At 69.0% G+C, this 16,359-nt stretch carries 17 protein-coding genes and 1 pseudogene; 10 read left to right on the top strand and 8 right to left on the bottom strand.

The features are described from left to right. Positions 1-120: 120 nt before the first annotated feature. Together ACWEQQ_RS31820 and ACWEQQ_RS31825 are read right to left on the bottom strand one after the other, a co-directional pair. Positions 121-366 carry a hypothetical protein gene (locus ACWEQQ_RS31820; RefSeq protein WP_452350860.1) on the bottom strand — a complete coding sequence of 82 codons (246 nt, stop codon included), beginning with the start codon at positions 364-366 and terminating at the stop codon, positions 121-123. A gap of 23 nt (positions 367-389) precedes the next feature. After that, positions 390-629, bottom strand: a pseudogene (locus ACWEQQ_RS31825) (alkaline phosphatase); the annotation flags it as partial. 171 nt (positions 630-800) lie between these two features. On the opposite strand from ACWEQQ_RS31825, the gene ACWEQQ_RS31830 reads away from it, so the two are divergent. The 6 genes from ACWEQQ_RS31830 to ACWEQQ_RS31855 all read left to right on the top strand — a co-directional run bounded on the left by ACWEQQ_RS31830 (position 801) and on the right by ACWEQQ_RS31855 (position 7,640). After that, positions 801-3,131: a sensor histidine kinase gene (locus ACWEQQ_RS31830; protein ID WP_452350844.1), complete on the top strand. Its 2,331-nt coding sequence runs from the start codon at positions 801-803 to the stop codon at positions 3,129-3,131. Beyond that, on the top strand, positions 3,109-3,507 hold the full coding sequence (locus ACWEQQ_RS31835) for a roadblock/LC7 domain-containing protein (RefSeq protein WP_354832678.1): 399 nt from the start codon (positions 3,109-3,111) through the stop codon (positions 3,505-3,507). Before ACWEQQ_RS31830 ends, ACWEQQ_RS31835 begins: the two co-directional genes overlap by 23 nt. Before the next feature lie 166 nt (positions 3,508-3,673). Then, positions 3,674-6,292, top strand: a complete 2,619-nt coding sequence (locus tag ACWEQQ_RS31840) for a sensor histidine kinase (protein ID WP_452350845.1) — start codon at positions 3,674-3,676, stop codon at positions 6,290-6,292. Continuing rightward, entirely contained in the window at positions 6,270-6,695 is a 426-nt protein-coding gene (locus tag ACWEQQ_RS31845; RefSeq protein ID WP_040857697.1) for a roadblock/LC7 domain-containing protein, read from the top strand. The genes ACWEQQ_RS31840 and ACWEQQ_RS31845 overlap by 23 nt, the downstream gene beginning before the upstream one ends. Further along, on the top strand, positions 6,692-7,069 hold the full coding sequence (locus ACWEQQ_RS31850) for a DUF742 domain-containing protein (protein ID WP_354832682.1): 378 nt from the start codon (positions 6,692-6,694) through the stop codon (positions 7,067-7,069). The genes ACWEQQ_RS31845 and ACWEQQ_RS31850 overlap by 4 nt, the downstream gene beginning before the upstream one ends. Beyond that, the gene (locus tag ACWEQQ_RS31855) at positions 7,050-7,640 is read left to right on the top strand and encodes a GTP-binding protein (RefSeq protein ID WP_354832684.1); all 591 of its coding nucleotides are present in this window, start codon (positions 7,050-7,052) and stop codon (positions 7,638-7,640) included. Before ACWEQQ_RS31850 ends, ACWEQQ_RS31855 begins: the two co-directional genes overlap by 20 nt. 76 nt (positions 7,641-7,716) lie before the next feature. Here ACWEQQ_RS31855 and mtnC read toward each other — a convergent pair whose 3' ends face one another. From mtnC to ACWEQQ_RS31880, 5 genes are all read right to left on the bottom strand, one after another. Next, complete coding sequence (gene mtnC, locus ACWEQQ_RS31860) at positions 7,717-8,400, bottom strand: acireductone synthase (RefSeq protein ID WP_452350846.1); 684 nt, start codon at positions 8,398-8,400, stop codon at positions 7,717-7,719. Continuing rightward, the gene (locus ACWEQQ_RS31865; protein WP_452350847.1) at positions 8,397-8,975 is read right to left on the bottom strand and encodes a 1,2-dihydroxy-3-keto-5-methylthiopentene dioxygenase; all 579 of its coding nucleotides are present in this window, start codon (positions 8,973-8,975) and stop codon (positions 8,397-8,399) included. The genes mtnC and ACWEQQ_RS31865 overlap by 4 nt, the downstream gene beginning before the upstream one ends. 33 nt (positions 8,976-9,008) lie before the next feature. Further along, on the bottom strand, positions 9,009-10,670 hold the full coding sequence (mtnA, locus tag ACWEQQ_RS31870) for an S-methyl-5-thioribose-1-phosphate isomerase (protein ID WP_452350848.1): 1,662 nt from the start codon (positions 10,668-10,670) through the stop codon (positions 9,009-9,011). 414 nt (positions 10,671-11,084) lie between these two features. After that, complete coding sequence (locus tag ACWEQQ_RS31875) at positions 11,085-11,285, bottom strand: hypothetical protein (RefSeq protein ID WP_452350849.1); 201 nt, start codon at positions 11,283-11,285, stop codon at positions 11,085-11,087. A 450-nt stretch (positions 11,286-11,735) separates the two neighbouring features. Next, positions 11,736-12,122: a TROVE domain-containing protein gene (locus tag ACWEQQ_RS31880; protein ID WP_452350850.1), complete on the bottom strand. Its 387-nt coding sequence runs from the start codon at positions 12,120-12,122 to the stop codon at positions 11,736-11,738. A gap of 280 nt (positions 12,123-12,402) precedes the next feature. Here ACWEQQ_RS31880 and ACWEQQ_RS31885 point away from each other — a divergent pair, with 280 nt between their 5' ends. The 3 genes from ACWEQQ_RS31885 to ACWEQQ_RS31895 all read left to right on the top strand — a co-directional run bounded on the left by ACWEQQ_RS31885 (position 12,403) and on the right by ACWEQQ_RS31895 (position 14,344). Continuing rightward, positions 12,403-12,681: a hypothetical protein gene (locus ACWEQQ_RS31885; protein WP_452344869.1), complete on the top strand. Its 279-nt coding sequence runs from the start codon at positions 12,403-12,405 to the stop codon at positions 12,679-12,681. Between the two features lie 971 nt (positions 12,682-13,652). Beyond that, positions 13,653-13,934: a ribbon-helix-helix domain-containing protein gene (locus ACWEQQ_RS31890; protein WP_354832698.1), complete on the top strand. Its 282-nt coding sequence runs from the start codon at positions 13,653-13,655 to the stop codon at positions 13,932-13,934. Beyond that, positions 13,931-14,344, top strand: a complete 414-nt coding sequence (locus ACWEQQ_RS31895; protein ID WP_033091132.1) for a hypothetical protein — start codon at positions 13,931-13,933, stop codon at positions 14,342-14,344. The genes ACWEQQ_RS31890 and ACWEQQ_RS31895 overlap by 4 nt, the downstream gene beginning before the upstream one ends. Positions 14,345-14,379: 35 nt before the next feature. Here the strand turns inward: ACWEQQ_RS31895 and ACWEQQ_RS31900 are convergent, their stop codons facing one another. Further along, entirely contained in the window at positions 14,380-15,624 is a 1,245-nt protein-coding gene (locus ACWEQQ_RS31900; RefSeq protein ID WP_452350851.1) for a KasA/KasB family beta-ketoacyl-ACP synthase, read from the bottom strand. A gap of 39 nt (positions 15,625-15,663) precedes the next feature. Between ACWEQQ_RS31900 and ACWEQQ_RS31905 the strand changes: the two genes are divergently transcribed. Next, positions 15,664-16,233, top strand: a complete 570-nt coding sequence (locus ACWEQQ_RS31905; protein ID WP_452350852.1) for a TetR/AcrR family transcriptional regulator — start codon at positions 15,664-15,666, stop codon at positions 16,231-16,233. The last annotated feature ends 126 nt before the right edge of the window (positions 16,234-16,359 follow it).

Consider the following 16,359-nt stretch of genomic DNA (forward strand, 5'->3'; position numbering starts at 1 on the left):
CAGCCAGCAGTACCCGGGCAGGGATCCATCGCCGGTGAGGCAGCACCGGCTACCGGACCCGATCCCGCGCACGCACGAGGGGTGCGTGCGCGGGATCATGAAAAGCGCTGCGGGAAAAGACTATTCGTTGACCAGCACTGGAATCGACAGCACCGCGGCGGAGATCGGCGCATCGGCCGGGGACGCGGTGGTCGTGAAGGGGATGCCATCCGGGTTCCGTGCGTGCGCGCCACCGCCGGGTTCCGCGTCGGCGTGCTGGAAGGTCCCCGCACCCACCACCTGACCGGTCGCGTCGTAGAAGCCCGCGTGCACCTCCAGTGCCAGCACATCACTGATATCGGAGGTGGTGGCGAGAGCGTCCCGCACCGTTGACCAACCCGGACGAGCGTGCCGGCCGCCGGTGTGCCGTCGGTGATCTCGGCGGTGCTGACATTGCCGGTCGCGAATCCGGCGGCCTTGGCCCGCTCCATGAGTGTCGCCGCCGACACCGTGGCCGTGGCGACCGCGATGGCTGCCGGCCATGCGCGTTTCCTGTGCTGCACTTCGTATTCTCCGTCCGCGCGCCCGGATCGCCGGGCGCGGCCCGCTGTCCCGGGCGCGGACGAAGCTAGTGCTGAAAGTTTGCCCACTCTGGTCTCGCGGGAAGCTCACAGCTGGCTCGAAGGTAAACGAATTCCAAAGAAGTCGCAGGGTATAGGCAACCTCCCGGCTTAGGGGACTCGTCTCGCCAGTGTCAAATCCCGTCCCGCACAAAAGGACTCGACCCGCCGAGCGCATCGCCGCGCAGTTACGTTGCAGCGATGCGCTTTCCGACGCTCGGGGTCCGCACCCGGATCCTGGCCATCGCGCTGGTACCGAGCGTGGCGTTGGCGGCCATCGGCCTCGGCGTCGCCGGCACCCTGATCGACCGCTCACACCAGGCCCGCACCTGGGCCGACGAGATGCAGGCGGGCATCGCGCCCACCCGCGAGCTGATCGAGGCCGTGCAGGCCGAACGGCAGCTGACCCTGTGGCGGGTGGCCGGGATGGATTCCGATGTGCGCCAGCTGACGACGGCACGCCAGCGGCTCGACAGTGCCGTGCGCCTGATCGCCCCGGCCCAGTCGGCGCTGTCGCGGATCGGGCCCGCGTCCATGGGCCAGGCCACCGGCGCCCTCGGCGAAATGAGCAAGCAGCTGGCCGGAATTCGCGCCGGCGTCGATGCGGGCACGCTCGGGCTGGCCGACGCCTACGCCTTCTACAACCACATTCCCGAGGCCGTCATGGCGGGCGTGCAGGTCGCACAGAAGACCGCGCCCGATGCCGCCACCGCCGTCGAGCTCACCCAGGCCGCGGACGTACTGCACTGCCTGGAGGCCATGAGCCGCGCGAACGCGCTGGGCGCGGCCCTCGTCGACGGCAACGACCTCTCCCCCGAGCTGGGCGCCGAATACCTCAGCCTGGTCGGCTATTACCGCACCCGGATCGACGGCATCGTCAGCGCACCCGACGAGAAGCAGGCCGCCGCGGCCCGGGCGCTGGTCTCGACCACCGCCTGGCAGCAGCTGGGCGTGGTGGAGCCGGTCCTGGCCCAGCACACTCTGGTGCCGTCGGACGGCTCGGCCAAACGCTCGGCGCTGCAACCGCTCCCGATCTCGGTCGCGGAATGGCAGCACAGCGCCGGCGAGGTCACGCACGGCCTGGCGAACCTCTGGCAGGCGGAGAACGCCGAGGCCCAGCAGCTGGCCGGGGCCGCCGCGGACGACACCACCAGGAAATCGCTGGCGGCCGGGGCGGGCATGGTCGTGGTCGGGGTGGGCGCGATCCTGGTCGCGCTGGCGCTGGCCAATCGGATCATCCGCAGGCTCCGGCGTTTGCGCGACCGCACCTTCGCCCTGGCCGACGAGCAGCTGCCCGAGACGATGAGCCGGCTGGCCGCCGGTGAACACCTCGATATCGAGACCGAAACTCCCGTCCTGGACTTCGGCCACGATGAAATCGGACAGGTCGCCGAGGCTTTCGGCCACGCCCACGGGACGGCCGTCGCCGCCGCGGTCACCGAGGCGCATACCCGCGAGGGCGTGAAGTCGGTCTTCCTCAATATCGCGCACCGCAGCCAGGTGGTGGTGCACCGGCAGTTGGAGATCCTCGACGCGGCCGAATCCCAGCAGGAGGATCCGGAGCTGCTGGACATCTACTTCCAGCTCGACCACCTGGCCACCCGGGAACGCCGCAATGCCGAGAACCTGATCATTCTCGCGGGCGGGCGTCCCGGCCGCCAGTGGCGCAATCCCGTCCCGCTGCTGGAACTGGCGCGGTCCGCGGTCGGCGAGACCGCCGACTACACCCGGGTCCAGACCGGCCGCCTGCCTGCGGCTTTCATTGCCGGGCGGTCCGTCGCCGACCTCATCCACCTGCTGGCCGAGCTGATCGACAACGCCGCCTCCTTCTCCCCGCCGCAGTCCCGCGTCGAGATCTCCGGCGCCTCGGTGGGCCGCGGGGTCGCGGTCGAGATCAGCGATCAGGGCATGGGTATTCCCGAGTCCGACCTGGCCCGGCTCAACGAGCTGCTGGCCGGGCCACCGGATTTCGCCGTCACCAGCCTGTCCTCGGATTCCCGCCTGGGCCTGTTCGTGGTGTCGCGGCTGGCCGCCCGGCACGGGATCTCGGTGCGCCTGTCCGATTCCGATTACGGCGGCACGCGCGCCATCGTCCTCATCCCGTCCGGGCTGATCGAGGGCGAGCTCGGCGCGGCGGAACCGCGGACGGAGGCCATGCCCCCGCAGCGCCGCGCCGAACTCGAGCAGGCGGCGATCGCGTCGCCGGAATTCCGAGCGGCGGCGGCATCATTCGATGCGTGGCATCCGGGCCCGCCCGAACCGGACTTTCCCGCACCGGATACGCAGGTCACCGCCGATCTCCGGCCCGAGCTGCCGCGGCGCCGCCGCCAGGAGCATCTCGCGCCGGAGTTGGCCGGGCATCCGGGCCCCGAGCACTTTCCGGCCCCGGCGCCGGACGAACGCAGCGCCGAGCAGGCGCGAGAGTTGTTCTCGGCCATCGAGAACGGCACGCGACAGGGGCGGCAGACCGATCCCGGCGCGCCGCCCGCCACCCGACAGGAAGGCGATGGTGAACACCTCCCCCGCTGGTGATCTCGACTGGCTCCTCGACGATCTCGTCGACAAACTCGCGGGCGTGCGGCATGCGGTGGTGCATTCCACCGACGGGCTGTTGCTCGGCCGGTCGGCGCGGATGAGCCGGGAGGACGCGGAGCACTTCTGTGCCATGTCCTCGACCCTGTTCGGGCTGTCCCGCAGTGCCGGGCACCGATTCGACGCGGGCGGGGTGCGGCAGGCCGTGATCGAACTCGACCGCGCCGTCCTGTTCGTCACCGCGGCGGGTGCCAATGCCTGCCTGGCGCTGCAGGCCGCGGCCGACGCGAATCTCGGCATGGTCGCCTACGAGATGAACCTGACCGTGCAGCGGGTCGGATCCTTCCTCTCCGCCGCACCGCGCCAGCGTGCGTGAGAGTCGCGAATTGTGCTGTCCTGCCCGGAATTCCGGTTGCCAGCAGGTAGCTGATCGAGGGCATTATTTGCGATGCACACGCATACATGAATGAGAAAGTCAACCTCAGTCCCGCTCAACGGGATCGGTGGGGCATATGTGACTTACGCCCCGTTACCTTTGCCCGATGTTCAGAGCGAGGCTCGGGGTCCGGACCCGCGTGCTCGCCATCGCACTCGTCCCGAGCCTGGCGCTGCTCGTGATCGGCGTGGGTGGCGCGGGGTACCTGGTGGTCGAGGGCAAGCACGCGCGGGATTGGGCGGACGCGTTGTCCGCCGCGGGACCGCCCACCGGAGAAGTGATCGCCGCGGTGGAGCAGGAGCGCCAGCTCTCCCTCGCCCAGATGGGTGGCGGCGATGACGCGAATCCGAAGTCGTTGGCGCAGGCGCGCACCCGTCTCGACACCGCGTTGCAGGGCATGGCCCCGGTCAGCGCCGCCATGGAGAAGGTCGGCCCGAAATCCGTCACCGGGGACGTCGGCGGGCTGCTCACCCTGACCCGCCAGCTGGCAGGTCTGCGCACCCAGATCGACACCAGTGCGGTGTCGGTCTCCGACGTCTACTACTTCTACGGCAAGCTGCTCGAGTTCGTCTGGATCGGCACCCGCATCGTCGCCGACACCGCGCCCAGTTCCGAAGTCGCTCTGGAGGTCGCCAACGGCCTGCAGGTCGTGCAGTCCGCCGAGATGCTCTCCCGCGAGGCCGCGGTCGGCGAGGTCCTGCTCGCTGGCGGCGCCCTGCCGCCCGAGCTGGCCATCGAATTCTCCCGCGTGGCAGGCACCTACCGGGTGAACCTCGGCGTGCTGGCCGGCGGTGACGGCACCAACGGTGACGTCGACATGCAGGCCCTCATGAACGATCCGGACTGGACGAAGATCGTCATGATGGAGAACGTGCTGCTCTCGCGAGCACTCGATCCCATGACGGTGCCGCCCGCGAAACCCGGTGCCGCTCCGCAGGTCGCACCGCTGACGTTCACCCCGCAGGAGTGGCGCGACACCGTTGCCCGGCTGAACACCCAGATCCTGCACCTGTGGGAGAAGATGAGCCGCCACAACGAGAAGATGGCCGCCGATGTGGCCGACAGCAATTCCCGCAACTCCGCACTCGCCGGCGGCGGCATGCTGGCGGTGTCCGGGCTGGCCTTCCTGGTGTCGCTGGTGCTCGCGAACCGGATCATCCGCCGCCTCAAGGGCCTGCGCAACGAGACGCTGGTGCTGGCCGACGAGCGGCTGCCCGAGATCATGGCCAAGCTGCGCACGGGCCAGCCGGTCGACATCGCCGCCGAGGCCGCGGTGCTGGACTTCGGCCACGACGAGATCGGCCAGGTGGCAAAGGCGTTCACCCACGCCCACGCCGCCGCCGTGACGGCCGCCGTCACCGAGGCCCGCACCCGTGAGGGCGTCAAGGCGATGTTCCTCAATATCGCCCACCGTAGCCAGGTCATCGTGCACCGCCAGCTGGAGATCCTCGACGCCGCGGAGTCGTCGCAGGAGGATCCGGCGCTGCTCGACATCTACTTCCGCCTCGACCACCTGGCCACCCGCGAACGCCGCAACGCCGAGAACCTGATCATTCTCGCGGGCGGTCAGCCCGGCCGGCAGTGGCGTAATCCGGTGCAGCTGCTCGAGATCGTGCGCTCGGCCGTCGGCGAGACCCTCGACTACACCCGCGTCAAGATCGCGCGGCTGCCCGACGTGTCCATCGCGGGCAGCGCGGTCGCCGACCTCGTGCACCTGCTCGCCGAACTCGTCGACAACGCCGCCCACTTCTCGCCGCCACAGTCGCAGGTCGAGGTGCGCGGCAATGTGGTCGGCAAGGGTGTCGCGATCGAGGTGATCGACCAGGGCATGGGTATGCCCGAGGAGGAGCTGGCGCGGATCAACGAGATCCTGCGCGACGCACCCGATTTCGGTGTCGCCATGCTGCCCGACGATTTCCGCCTCGGCCGCTTCGTGGTCGCCCAGCTGGCGGCCCGTAACGGGATCTCGGTGCGGCTCACCGAATCCGACTACGGCGGCGTGCGGGCCATCGTGCTGGTGCCCAACATCGTGGTCGTGCAGCCCTCCGGCCGCACCGGCGAGATCCCGGTCGTGCCGCGGCAGCTGGACGCCGCCGAGCCGTCCGCGGCCTCGCTGGCGGTGGCCGCGCTGCCCCAGCTCCCCGCGGCGCCGGCGGTCCCCGCGTCGATGATCTCGAGCTACGAGCTGCCCATCGTCGGCTACGAGTCCTACACACCCCCGGCCGCACCGGAACCGCCCGTCGCGCCCAGCGCGCCGGTGGCCCCGGTCGCGCCCCAGCGCGAGCCGTTCGGGCCGTCCACGGGCTCGCAGGTGCCGCCGGTCATGTCCTTCGGAGCCGCAACGCCGTTCGACCCGCCGACCAACCCGCGGCCGAACCCGAATCCGCCGGCCGAACCCATCCCGCCGGTGGAAAACGGTTTCCGGTCTCGCGAATTCGGGCGCTCCCATTACACTGGCTCCGACGCCCGGCCCGCGCTCCCGCGTAGGCGCCGGCAGGCAAGTCTCGCACCGGAATTGGCGCAGGAGCAGTCGGCCCCCGAGTCGGCGGTCCAGGCCACCCGCACGGCCGAGCAGGCCCGAGACCTTTTCTCCGCCATCGAAAACGGAACCAGGCAGGGCCGCCAGGCCGACCCCGGTTCGTTCGGGCCTGAGTCCCAGGCCTTCTTCGAAGGCACACAGTCGGAACGACAGGAAGGCGACGGTGACCACCTCAAACGCTGGTGATCTCAACTGGCTACTCGATGATCTGGTCGACCGGCTCGCAGGCGTCCGTCACGCGGTGGTGCACTCCACCGACGGGCTGCTGCTGGGCCGCTCCTCCGCCATGAGCCGCGAGGACGCGGAGCACTTCGGTGCCATGTCCTCCACCCTCTACGGCCTGGCGCGCAGCGCCGGAGGCAGATTCGACGGCGGCGGCGTCCGCCAGGCGGTCATCGAACTCGAGCGCGCGGTGCTGTTCGTGACCGCCGCAGGCAGCCATGCCTGCCTCGCGCTGCAGGCCACCGAACAGGCCAACCTCGGCATGGTCGCCTACGAGATGAACCTGACCGTGCAGCGCGTAGGCAACTACCTGTCCACCACCCCGCGCCACAATCTGGCCGGACAAGGCAACCCCCGACTGTCATGAGGCCGGGGCCGGGGGAACAGTGGTTCGATGACGCGGCCGGTCCGCTCGTGCGTCCCTACGCACGGACCGGTGGCCGAACCATGGGAGCGGGGCACGATCTGGACATGCTCACGGTGGTGGTGGTACCCAATGCCGCCCCACCGCTGCGTCGTGTCGAACCGGAGTATGCGGAAATCGTCCGGTTGTGCCGGCTGCCGCTGTCGGTGGCCGAGGTCTCGGCCGCCCTGCGGCTGCCGCTGGCGGTGACCAAAATCCTGGTGGGGGACCTGATTTCAGACAACATCCTCAACTTCCGGGCCCCGGCCTCCCCCGAGGCCGCGCCCGGTGACCTCAACATTCTGCGAGCGGTACTCGATGGCATTCGAAAACTCTGATACCGCCCAGCCCATGGCCGCCTCGGTGAAGATCCTCATCGCGGGCGGCTTCGGCGTGGGTAAGACAACGATGGTGGGGGCGATCAGCGAGATCACTCCGCTCCGCACCGAAGAACTCATTACCGAATTGTCCGCCGGCGTCGACGATCTGCGCGGCGTCGAGGGCAAGACCACCACCACGGTGGCGCTGGACTTCGGTCGTATCACCATCGACCAGAACCTGGTGCTCTACCTGTTCGGCACGCCCGGCCAGGACCGCTTCTGGTTCCTGTGGGACGAACTGGCGCGCGGTGCGCTGGGCGCGGTCGTGCTGGCCGACACCCGCCGCCTGGAGGGCTCGTTCGCGGCGATCGACTTCTTCGAACGCCGCGGCGTCGCTTTCACGGTGGCCGTCAACTGTTTCGAGGGCGCGCCCCTGTACACCCCGGCCGAGGTGCGCGACGCGCTCGACCTGGACGAGCGAATCCCGGTGCTGCTGTGCGACGCCCGCGACCGCGGCTCGTGCAAGAACGTGCTGATGACGCTGGTCGAGTACCTCATCGACCGGGCTGCCACCGCCGGCGTGCGCTGACAGCTGTCCCGAACGCGAGGCGAGCCCGCCCGGAGAAATCCGGACGGGCTCGCCTCGTCTTCGCTTGTGCGGCAGGTCAGTTGGGCACGACATCGGCGAAGTCGCCGATCCAGCGGTGCGGACCGCGCGGGCTGTTCGGCTCGCCCGGGCGGGTGACGCCGATGGCCTGCCAGCCGGCCGCCACGGCGGCGTCGACCTCGTCGGGGTGGTCGGACAGGAACAGGATCTGGTCGGCGGGGACGCCGATGGCGCTCGCGATCTTCTCGTAGGAGGAGGCTTCGCGCTTCGGGCCCGCGGTGGACAGGTCGAAGTGGCCGCTGATCAGCGGGGACAGATCGCCGCCCCGGGCGAACGCGAACCAATCCTTCTGGTTGCGAACCGAACCCGAGGAGTAGATGTAGAGTTCCAGACCGGCGTCGCGCCAGGCACGCAGCACCGACGGTACGTCGGGGAAGAACTCGCCGTGCAGGGACCCGTTGCGGAAGCCCTCGGCGCAGATGATGCCCTGGGCGGCCTTGAGCGGCTCGGACTTCACGTCGGTATTGAGCCACTCGACGAGGATGCGGGCCACCTCGGCGGCGTCGGCGTCGGGGCGGTTCGCCTGGGCGCGGGTGGCCTCGAGGATGGGATCCGCTGCGCCGCCGGTGTTCTCGGCCAGCCAGGCGGGGAGCCGGTCGCGGGTGTAGCCGTAGAGGTCCTCCCGCACCGAACTGGTCGGGCTGGTGGTTCCCTCGATATCGAGCACGACCGCCTTGATCATGCCGGGGCCAGCAGTTCGTCGAGGGTCGGGAAGCCGGACGAGATCTTGTCGCCGGTGAAATCGCCGATCCAGCCGTCCTCTTCCTCGAAGAAGCGCACGGCCACGAACTCCGGCCGGGTGCCCATGTCGAACCAGTGCAGGGTGCCCGCCGGCACCGAGACCAGATCGCCCGCGGTGCACACGGTGGCCAGCACCTCATCGCCCAGGTGCAGATAGAAGCAGCCCGCGCCGGCCGCGAAGAAGCGGACCTCGTCCTCGGCGTGGCGGTGCTCGTCCAGGAATTTGGTGCGGGCGGCGACCGCCTTGGCGGGCCACTCCGGATCGCTGTCGTCGGGGTGGATGCGCGCCACGTCGATGAACTTGTAGCGGCCGTCGGCATTCAATTCGTCGATGCGGCCCTGATATTCGGCCAGCAGCTGCTCGGTGGTGGTGGCGACGCTGAAACCCTCCAGCAGCGGCCAGCGCTCGAAGGTGATGCCGCGCTTGGCCAGCTCGGCGGCGATCACCGCGTCATCGTCGGTGCGCAGCACCACATCACCGGCGTCCTTGGCGGACATGATCTGCAACAGGGTCATGGGAGGTTCCTTTCTCGGAACGCTGTATTCAGTTCATACATGGTCGCCCACCGGAATCTCTCGGTGTCCGGTCAAGGTGGTCAGCTGGCATACGGCCTCGAGGCACTCCGCGCGATCGCGTGCCTGCGCCAGGCTCGAACCCCAGGCGGTGATGCCGTGCCCGGCGATGAACAGCACCGGCGGGGCCTCCGGATGCTCGGTCAGGTACTTCTCGATATCCGCGCCGATCTGCGGGACATCGGCATGGTTCGGGAACACGGGGATGTCGATGACATCCGGGCGGGCCGAGCCGAGGCCCTTGATGAGCTCGTAGCCCGCGAAACGCGCTGTGGTGACGCCTGATCCGGCCGTCGTGATCGAGACGGCCGTGGCGTGCGGCGGGTGTACGTGCACGACCGCGTCGGCGCCGCGGGTGCGGTAGACGGCGGTGTGGATGGTGGTCTCCGCCGAGGGCTTGCGGCCGGAAGCGTCGACGGGCTCGGAGTCGACCACGGCGACGGTCACCATGTCGGAGGCGGTGAGCTCGCCCTTCGACAACCCGCTGGCGGTGACGAGGGCCGTATCGCCCTGGCGCACAGAGATATTGCCCGCGGTGCCGGGCATCCAGCCACTGGCATACAGGCCGCGCGCGATCTCCGCGATCTCCGCGCCCGCCGCAGACTTCGGGGTGGTGGCCGCCGACGCGGAAGTCCGCGCGGCCGCCGGGTCCTGGAGCACCCCGAACTCGGTGACCACGGCGGTCACCAGCTCGGCCGGGGTGACGTCGAAGGCCGGGTTGAACGTCTTCGTGCCCTCGGGAGCCGTTGCGACGCCGCCGAATCCGGTCACCTCGGCCGCGGCGCGCTGCTCCACCACGATGTCGGAGCCCTTCGCGGTGGAGATGTCCCGCGTCGACTCGGGTGCGACCACGATGAACGGAATGCCGTGGTGCTGCGCCGCGATGGCCAGCATGTAGGTGCCGATCTTGTTGGCGACCGACCCGTCGGCGGTGATCCGGTCCGCGCCCACGACCACGGCGTCCACCTGCTCGGTGGCCATGGCCCACGCGGCGGCGGAATCGATGGTGAGCCGGTGCGGGATACCGGCTTCGGCCATCTCCCACGCGGTCAGGCGCGCGCCCTGCAGCAGCGGGCGGGTCTCGTCGACGATCACCTCGGCGAGCGCGCCCCGCTGATGCAGCACCCGCAGCGCGCCGATGGCGGTCCCCCACGCGGTGGTGGCCAGGCGGCCGGTGTTGCAGTGGGTGAGCAGCCGCAGCGGGCGGTCCGCGCACAGCCGCTGGATCAGATCGGCGGCCGCGGTGGCGGCGGCCAGATTCACCCGCCCGTCCTCGGCCAGCATGTCGAGGGCTTCGTCGAGCATGGCCTGCAGCCCCTCGGGAAGCTTGGCCAGCGTGCGCTGCACACCCCAGGCCAGATTCACCGCGGTCGGCCGGGCGTCCGCGATCCGCGCGGCCTCGGCCTCGACCCGCCCGGCGTCGACCACGCCGTCGGTGGTGGCGGCACGGGCCGCGATCACCACACCGAACGCGCCGCACACGCCGATCGCCGGCGCGCCACGCACGGCCAGAGTCTTGATCGCATCGATGACCTCGTCGACCGTCGTAATCCGAAGCTCCCGCACCTCGTGCGGCAACGCCCGCTGGTCGATAGTGACGAGCGCACCGTCGGCCCACGCGATCGAACTCTGATCCATCTAGTTCTGCCCTCTTGACTGGAGAATTGCGGCGACGCCCACGGCCGTGGGCACACTCCACCGTATCGAACTCGGATCCGCGCCTGACCGGCAGGTTTCGGATCAGCGCAATCCGAATGACCGGTTTTCGTGCGGGATGCCCCGGGAACGGGTAGCGCGTCTCACGGCGATGTCAGCTCGCGTGGTCGGGTCGACGGCCCGAAGGTCACCGGCACCGCCGAGCGGAAGATGTCGATCCGGGGAGACATCGACAGTCGATTTCCACTCAAATCCTGCGGTACCGCTGCGTTCCTCAGGGAACACGCCCCTGTCAATCACAAACACACCGCCAAATTCGATGCGATCAGGGCTTTTACAGCACTCAGACCCCGGGGTTCGGAGATGACCCAGGCGGTGCTCAACGGAGGGGCGCGGTCATATGGTGGTTCCCACGACCACATAGTTGCCGCTGTCGTCCCTCTCTTCCAGCACACGCAGCGGCGAGACCGCGTCGTGGTCGTCGCCGGGATGCCTGTCGTGCTTCCACGACCCGCCGGTCGGGCATTCCACCCAGTGGATGCGGTTGGTGCAGGCGAGGCATCGAGAGAAGATGGGATGGCCGTCGGCGTCGCGCATTAGCGTCTCCTTTCGAATACCGCCCGGATGTCGGACGGGAACGGTTCCGACAGTTAGTTCGGTACGGAGTTGGGTCGGTATTGGCGGGCTCGTTGATCGCGTCGCCCGCGCCCTTCGCCTGCGCCTCGATCGAGTCGATCGAGTCTGCAAGTCGGTCACCCCGGAGGTATCGCCGCCGCGCAGCTTGGTGTACGCGCCCTGCACGAGGTCACCGACCTGGGTCAGCGGCTTAGCCAGCCAGCCCGAGGGAACGCGCCGGTTAACGATTGCCTCGATCAGTTCCTGACTGGACCTGACGGCCTTCGCAAGAGCCGCGTACGTCCAAATGATCGGATTCTCGGCCCGCAACGCGCGAATGAGTGCGTTGCGGGCCGAGCGGTGTTCTGCTCACCGAGGCGGTCTGTCTCCTGACCGAGCCGATGGTGTTCGCGCGCTTGCTCGGCGCGACCGTCAGAGACCACGAGCGAAGTCCGCGAGCAATGTCGGGACCGCCGAGTCGAATCCGGGCTCGACTGCCTCGAACGCTGCGTAGAACGCCCCGTCGAGGGCATCGACGATAGGGCGCGACGGCTCCCACATACCTTCGCCACGCGCGGAGCGACCGGAGGCGTAGGTGCGCTGCGCGACAAGAACATTCACCGGGTGCACGCGCGCCTTCCGCAGGCGCTCCGGGTTGGCCAGTCGCGCGGCGACCTCGTTCGCATGGCTGCCGAGCGGCGAGAACAGGCCGAGGCGGGTAAGGCGCGGCAGCTGGCGCATCAGCGCGGTCTGCGGCATCCCGTTGTGCAGCAGCGCTTCCCACACGTACGGGTCGTTGAGTGCCTCGTCGGGCAGCATCTCCCATGACAGCCGGTACTCGCGGAGAGCTCGGGGATCTGCTGCGCCGGCGCGGTCTGGGCGCGCTCGAAGCCCTCGATCAGGCACAGGCCGTCGAGGGATGCGTCGCGGTGGCAGATCCAGTCGAACAGGCGGCGCCGCTCGTCCTGACCGGTCTCCGGGTGCGACAGCTGCAGCAGGTCTCGGTGCGTTCAGCCGGAAGCCGAGACCGACCCGGACGTATCGGACCGTATCGGCCAGAGCAGCCCGCACCGCCCGCTACCAGCATTATCTTCCTGGCATGACACCACTCGAGCCACCCATGATCGCCACGCCGCAGCAGATAGGGATGATCCTCGACGTCGCCGCCGTCGGCATCCACGACCCCGCCGGCGCCGACACCCTGTATCTGCGGGCAACCAACGGCGCGCGCTACCAGCTACCCGAGCAGCTGCGAAACTGGGCGACCACCGTCATCGGGGGAAACCTGCACGCTGTTGCGGCCGGGCACCCGTCGGCGTTCCCCTGCCGGATCGAGTTCGGAATCCTCGACGGCCACATGTACGCCGAAATGCTGTAGCCGGGGACGTCTCACCGGAGAAGTGGCTCTCATGGTCCGCCGCCGGGCATTCGATGGCGGGGCGTACCGGCGGCGACCATCTAATTGCAGAGACACATCAACGGCTGTCCAGGTCAATCTATCGGCTTGAAAGCGCCGACGCCAAACAGGCTGGGGCCGAGTCCTTTTCGGCCCTCTCGCGTTGCTACCGCCGGAAACGACGAAAGCCGGTCCAGGAAGGGGGAATCCGGACCGGCCGACATCGAATACCGGGAGGTCAGTGCGGAAGGTCTGCTACGGCATTCGTCGTTTCGTGGGGTGCGGGCCGATCGGGATGCCACCGCGGTGGCGGTGCCGGAACCGCATCCGGTGGCGTGACGATCTCGTCGCTTCGCGGCCTGCCGACATCGCTTCCGTACGCCCGAATTCCGGATTGAAGTCGGCTTTGATCCGGATGCTGTTTGACCTGCGCGTTCAAAGGTGGGGCTCCGAACCTTTAGGCACCAGCCGGCCGATGTCATTCCTCGCCAGCGGCGGCCGGGTCACCGTGCTCCTCTCCCGCCCATTGGCATTCGCGCGTGTGTCCGGCGGTCACGAGTTGGGTCCTCTCGTCGTTGCAGCCCGGTACGTGTGGTTGCTGATGGATCGCGGGACCTCAAAACCTGCCCGCGAGTCGGTAGCGCGACACGCCGACTGGCGACCAGGTCGGCAGTGGTTGGACTGCGTCCGAGAACGGCCCAGGAGCGCCAGGCTGATACACGGCGCGCGCTCTCCGCGGCGGTTCGAATCGGGCGATCCGTCTCCGATATGCCCGGGCAGTTGCGGGCAGTGCGCTCCAGGATCGGCTCCGAGTTTCGGATCGAAATCGCGGCCGAACCGGTGTAATCCGGGGTAGGCGCGAGCAGGACGGATTTCACCGAACTTGCAGGCCAGTGTGTAAATTCCGTGCGGTCGCCAGGGGTTTTCCGGTATGCCTGGGATACCATCGCGGTATGGCGAGACCGCGTCGTACCCGCAAGATCACCGTGACGATGCCGGAGGAGATTGCTGCCACCCTCGACGATTGGCGCAGCACCGGCCGCATCGCCTCGATCTCCGCGTTCGTCGCCGAATCCGTGAAGGCCCGGGTCGATCGGGCCGAATCGCTGGCCCGCCTGGAGAACGCGCTCGGCGGCCGCCCGCCGCTGGATCTGATCAATCGCGCCCGTGCCGTGCAGGGGTTGCCGCCCTTATCGGATAAGGAGGATCCCGGCGATCACGCCGGCGCGGCATGACCCCCGCCGCCCCGACGCTGGGCGGCGTCGTGTTCGACACCGCAGCGCTGACCGCCTGGGCGCATCGCGTGGCATACGTGCAATCGGTGGTATGGGCGACCGCGGACGCGGGCCACACCATCATCGTTCCGGCCACCGCTCTCGCCGCGGCCCGCGCGCTGATTCCGCCCGGCCGCCTGGACATCCTCTCGGTGCTGCTGGATCTGCCGAACACCGTCATCCAGCCCCTCGACCGCCCGGCCAGTGACCATCTGGGCGACACCCTCGCCGATCGCCCCGACGCCGACGCACTCATTCCGGCGGGTCACGCGACTCTCGAAGCGGTGAGCCGGGATTGGCCGTGCCTGACCGACCGCCCCGATACGCTGCGCAAGCTGGACCCGCGTGTCCAGACGGACAAGTTGCCCTGAGCTTTCGAATCCGGCCGCGGCCCAAGGGCTATCGGTCAGGCGCGTCCCAGCGCGAGGGTGACATTGTGGCCGCCGAAGCCGAAGGAGTTGCTCAGCGCGTACCGGAGTTCCTGATGGCGCGGCTTGTCGGCCACCACATCCAGCTCGGTATCCGGGTCCGGGGTCTCGAAATTCAGTGTGGGCGGGACGATCTGCTCGTTGAGCGTGCGCAGAGTGAGCATGGCTTCGAGGGCGCCGACAGCGCCGATGGAGTGGCCCAGGGCCGATTTGGGCGCGTACACCGAGGCATGTGGCGCGACCGTCATGATCGCCTTCGCCTCGGAGGCGTCACCGACCTGGGTGCCGGTGGCGTGGGCATTGATGTGGTCGATGTCCGCGCCAGTCAGGCCGGCCGTGGCGAGGGACTTGCGCATGGCGCGGGCGGCGCCGTCACCGTCGGGCGCGGTGCCGGTGATGTGGTAGCCGTCCGAGGTGATGCCCGCGCCGAGGACCCGGCCGAGCATCCGCGCACCCCGCGCCCGCGCATGCGCTTCCGACTCCAGCACCAGCAGCGCGCCCGCCTCGCCGAACACGAACCCGTCCCGGTCCCTGTCGAAAGGCCGTGAGGCGCGCTCGGGTTCGTCATTGCGGGTGCTCATGGCCCGCATCATGGCGAAACTGGCGATCGGCACCGCGTCGATGTGTCCCTCGACGCCGCCCGCCACCACCACGTCGGCCTCGCCGGTGGCGATCAGCCGCCAGCCGTGCGCGATGGCCTCCGCGCCCGAGGCGCAGGCCGAAACCGGCGCGTACACACCGCCTTTCGCACCGATCTCCAATCCGACGGTGGCCGCCGAACCGTTGGGCATGACCATGGGCACCGTCATGGGCGGCACCTTCCGGTACCCCCCGGTCTTCATCAGGTCCACGGCATTGACCAGTGCCTCGCCCCCGCCGAGCCCGGTGCCCACGGCGACCGCCAGCCGTTCCGCCTCGACGCCGGGCGTCCCCGCCTCCCGCCAGACCTGCCGGCTCAGTACCAGTGCCAGCTGCTGCACGAACGACATCCGCCGCTGCTCGATCCGGGTCAGCTGCTCCCCCGGCTGCGCGACCAGCCGCCCGCCGATCCGCACCGGCAGGTCGTTGTCGGTGACGAAATCGTCTGTGAGCGTGCCGATCCCACTGTCCCCCGCCAGTAGTCGCGACCAGGTGGTGTCGAGGTCGGCCCCCAGGCAGGTGGTTGCCGCCATTGCCGTCACCACGACGCCCCGGCGAGTTTCTGTACCAGTCGTTACACTCATGCTGACATGGATACCTGTACCACCCGCTACAGTCAACCCGTGCCCCGCCCACTCGACCACGCCCGCCGCGCCCAGCTCCTCGAAGGCGTCATCGCCTACATCGCCGAGCACGGCCTGGCCGAACTCTCCCTGCGCCCGCTGGCGGAATACCTGGGCACCAGCTCCCGCATGCTGATCCACTACTTCGGAACGAAAGAGGCAATGCTGGTCGCCGCCTTGGAAACCCAGCGGCCCGATATCGCCGCGCTGTTCTCGGGCATCGACTCGGCGGAGGTTCTGCGCGAGCGACTCTCGGCGTCCTTCGCGATCAACACCGCAGGCCAGTTCGCGAACAGTCTCCCGGTGCTGCTCCAGGTTCTCGGCGCGGCCACTGTCCCCAACAGCCCATTCAAGGCCTACGCGACCGACGCCATCCTGGTGCTCATCACCGCAATGACCCAGTCCCTCAGCCGAATCGACCCCACCATCCCCGACCCCGAGGCCTCCGCCACCCTGCTCATCTCGGGTATGCGCGGCCTGATCCAGGACTGGTGGGTGACGGGCGACACCACCCGGGTCCACCGCGCCGTGAAGCTTCTCATAGCCCAAGCCATCCCCACACCCTCGTGAACGGCGAACATGCCTTGGCGCACACACCATTTCCGGTGTGTGGGCCCAAGGAATGCGGGGGGGGAGGGCCGAGTGTGGGGAGGGGGGTTAAGCAGGGTTGACGCGGCGGCCAGCACAGAAAGAGCC

Source organism: Nocardia sp. NPDC004123 (assembly GCF_053603795.1).

Excerpts from the sequence above, each read along its gene's own strand:
- ACWEQQ_RS31880 (WP_452350850.1), bottom strand. The coding sequence starts at position 12,122 with ATGCTGCCCGACGAGGCACTCAACGACCCGTACGTGTGGGAAGCGCTG.
- ACWEQQ_RS31855 (WP_354832684.1), top strand. The coding sequence starts at position 7,050 with ATGGCATTCGAAAACTCTGATACCGCCCAGCCCATGGCCGCCTCGGTG.
- ACWEQQ_RS31885 (WP_452344869.1), top strand. The coding sequence starts at position 12,403 with ATGACACCACTCGAGCCACCCATGATCGCCACGCCGCAGCAGATAGGG.
- mtnA (WP_452350848.1), bottom strand. The coding sequence starts at position 10,670 with ATGGATCAGAGTTCGATCGCGTGGGCCGACGGTGCGCTCGTCACTATC.
- ACWEQQ_RS31830 (WP_452350844.1), top strand. The coding sequence starts at position 801 with ATGCGCTTTCCGACGCTCGGGGTCCGCACCCGGATCCTGGCCATCGCG.
- ACWEQQ_RS31895 (WP_033091132.1), top strand. The coding sequence starts at position 13,931 with ATGACCCCCGCCGCCCCGACGCTGGGCGGCGTCGTGTTCGACACCGCA.
- ACWEQQ_RS31840 (WP_452350845.1), top strand. The coding sequence starts at position 3,674 with ATGTTCAGAGCGAGGCTCGGGGTCCGGACCCGCGTGCTCGCCATCGCA.
- ACWEQQ_RS31865 (WP_452350847.1), bottom strand. The coding sequence starts at position 8,975 with ATGACCCTGTTGCAGATCATGTCCGCCAAGGACGCCGGTGATGTGGTG.
- ACWEQQ_RS31850 (WP_354832682.1), top strand. The coding sequence starts at position 6,692 with ATGAGGCCGGGGCCGGGGGAACAGTGGTTCGATGACGCGGCCGGTCCG.
- ACWEQQ_RS31875 (WP_452350849.1), bottom strand. The coding sequence starts at position 11,285 with ATGCGCGACGCCGACGGCCATCCCATCTTCTCTCGATGCCTCGCCTGC.
- ACWEQQ_RS31890 (WP_354832698.1), top strand. The coding sequence starts at position 13,653 with ATGGCGAGACCGCGTCGTACCCGCAAGATCACCGTGACGATGCCGGAG.
- ACWEQQ_RS31900 (WP_452350851.1), bottom strand. The coding sequence starts at position 15,624 with ATGAGTGTAACGACTGGTACAGAAACTCGCCGGGGCGTCGTGGTGACG.
- mtnC (WP_452350846.1), bottom strand. The coding sequence starts at position 8,400 with ATGATCAAGGCGGTCGTGCTCGATATCGAGGGAACCACCAGCCCGACC.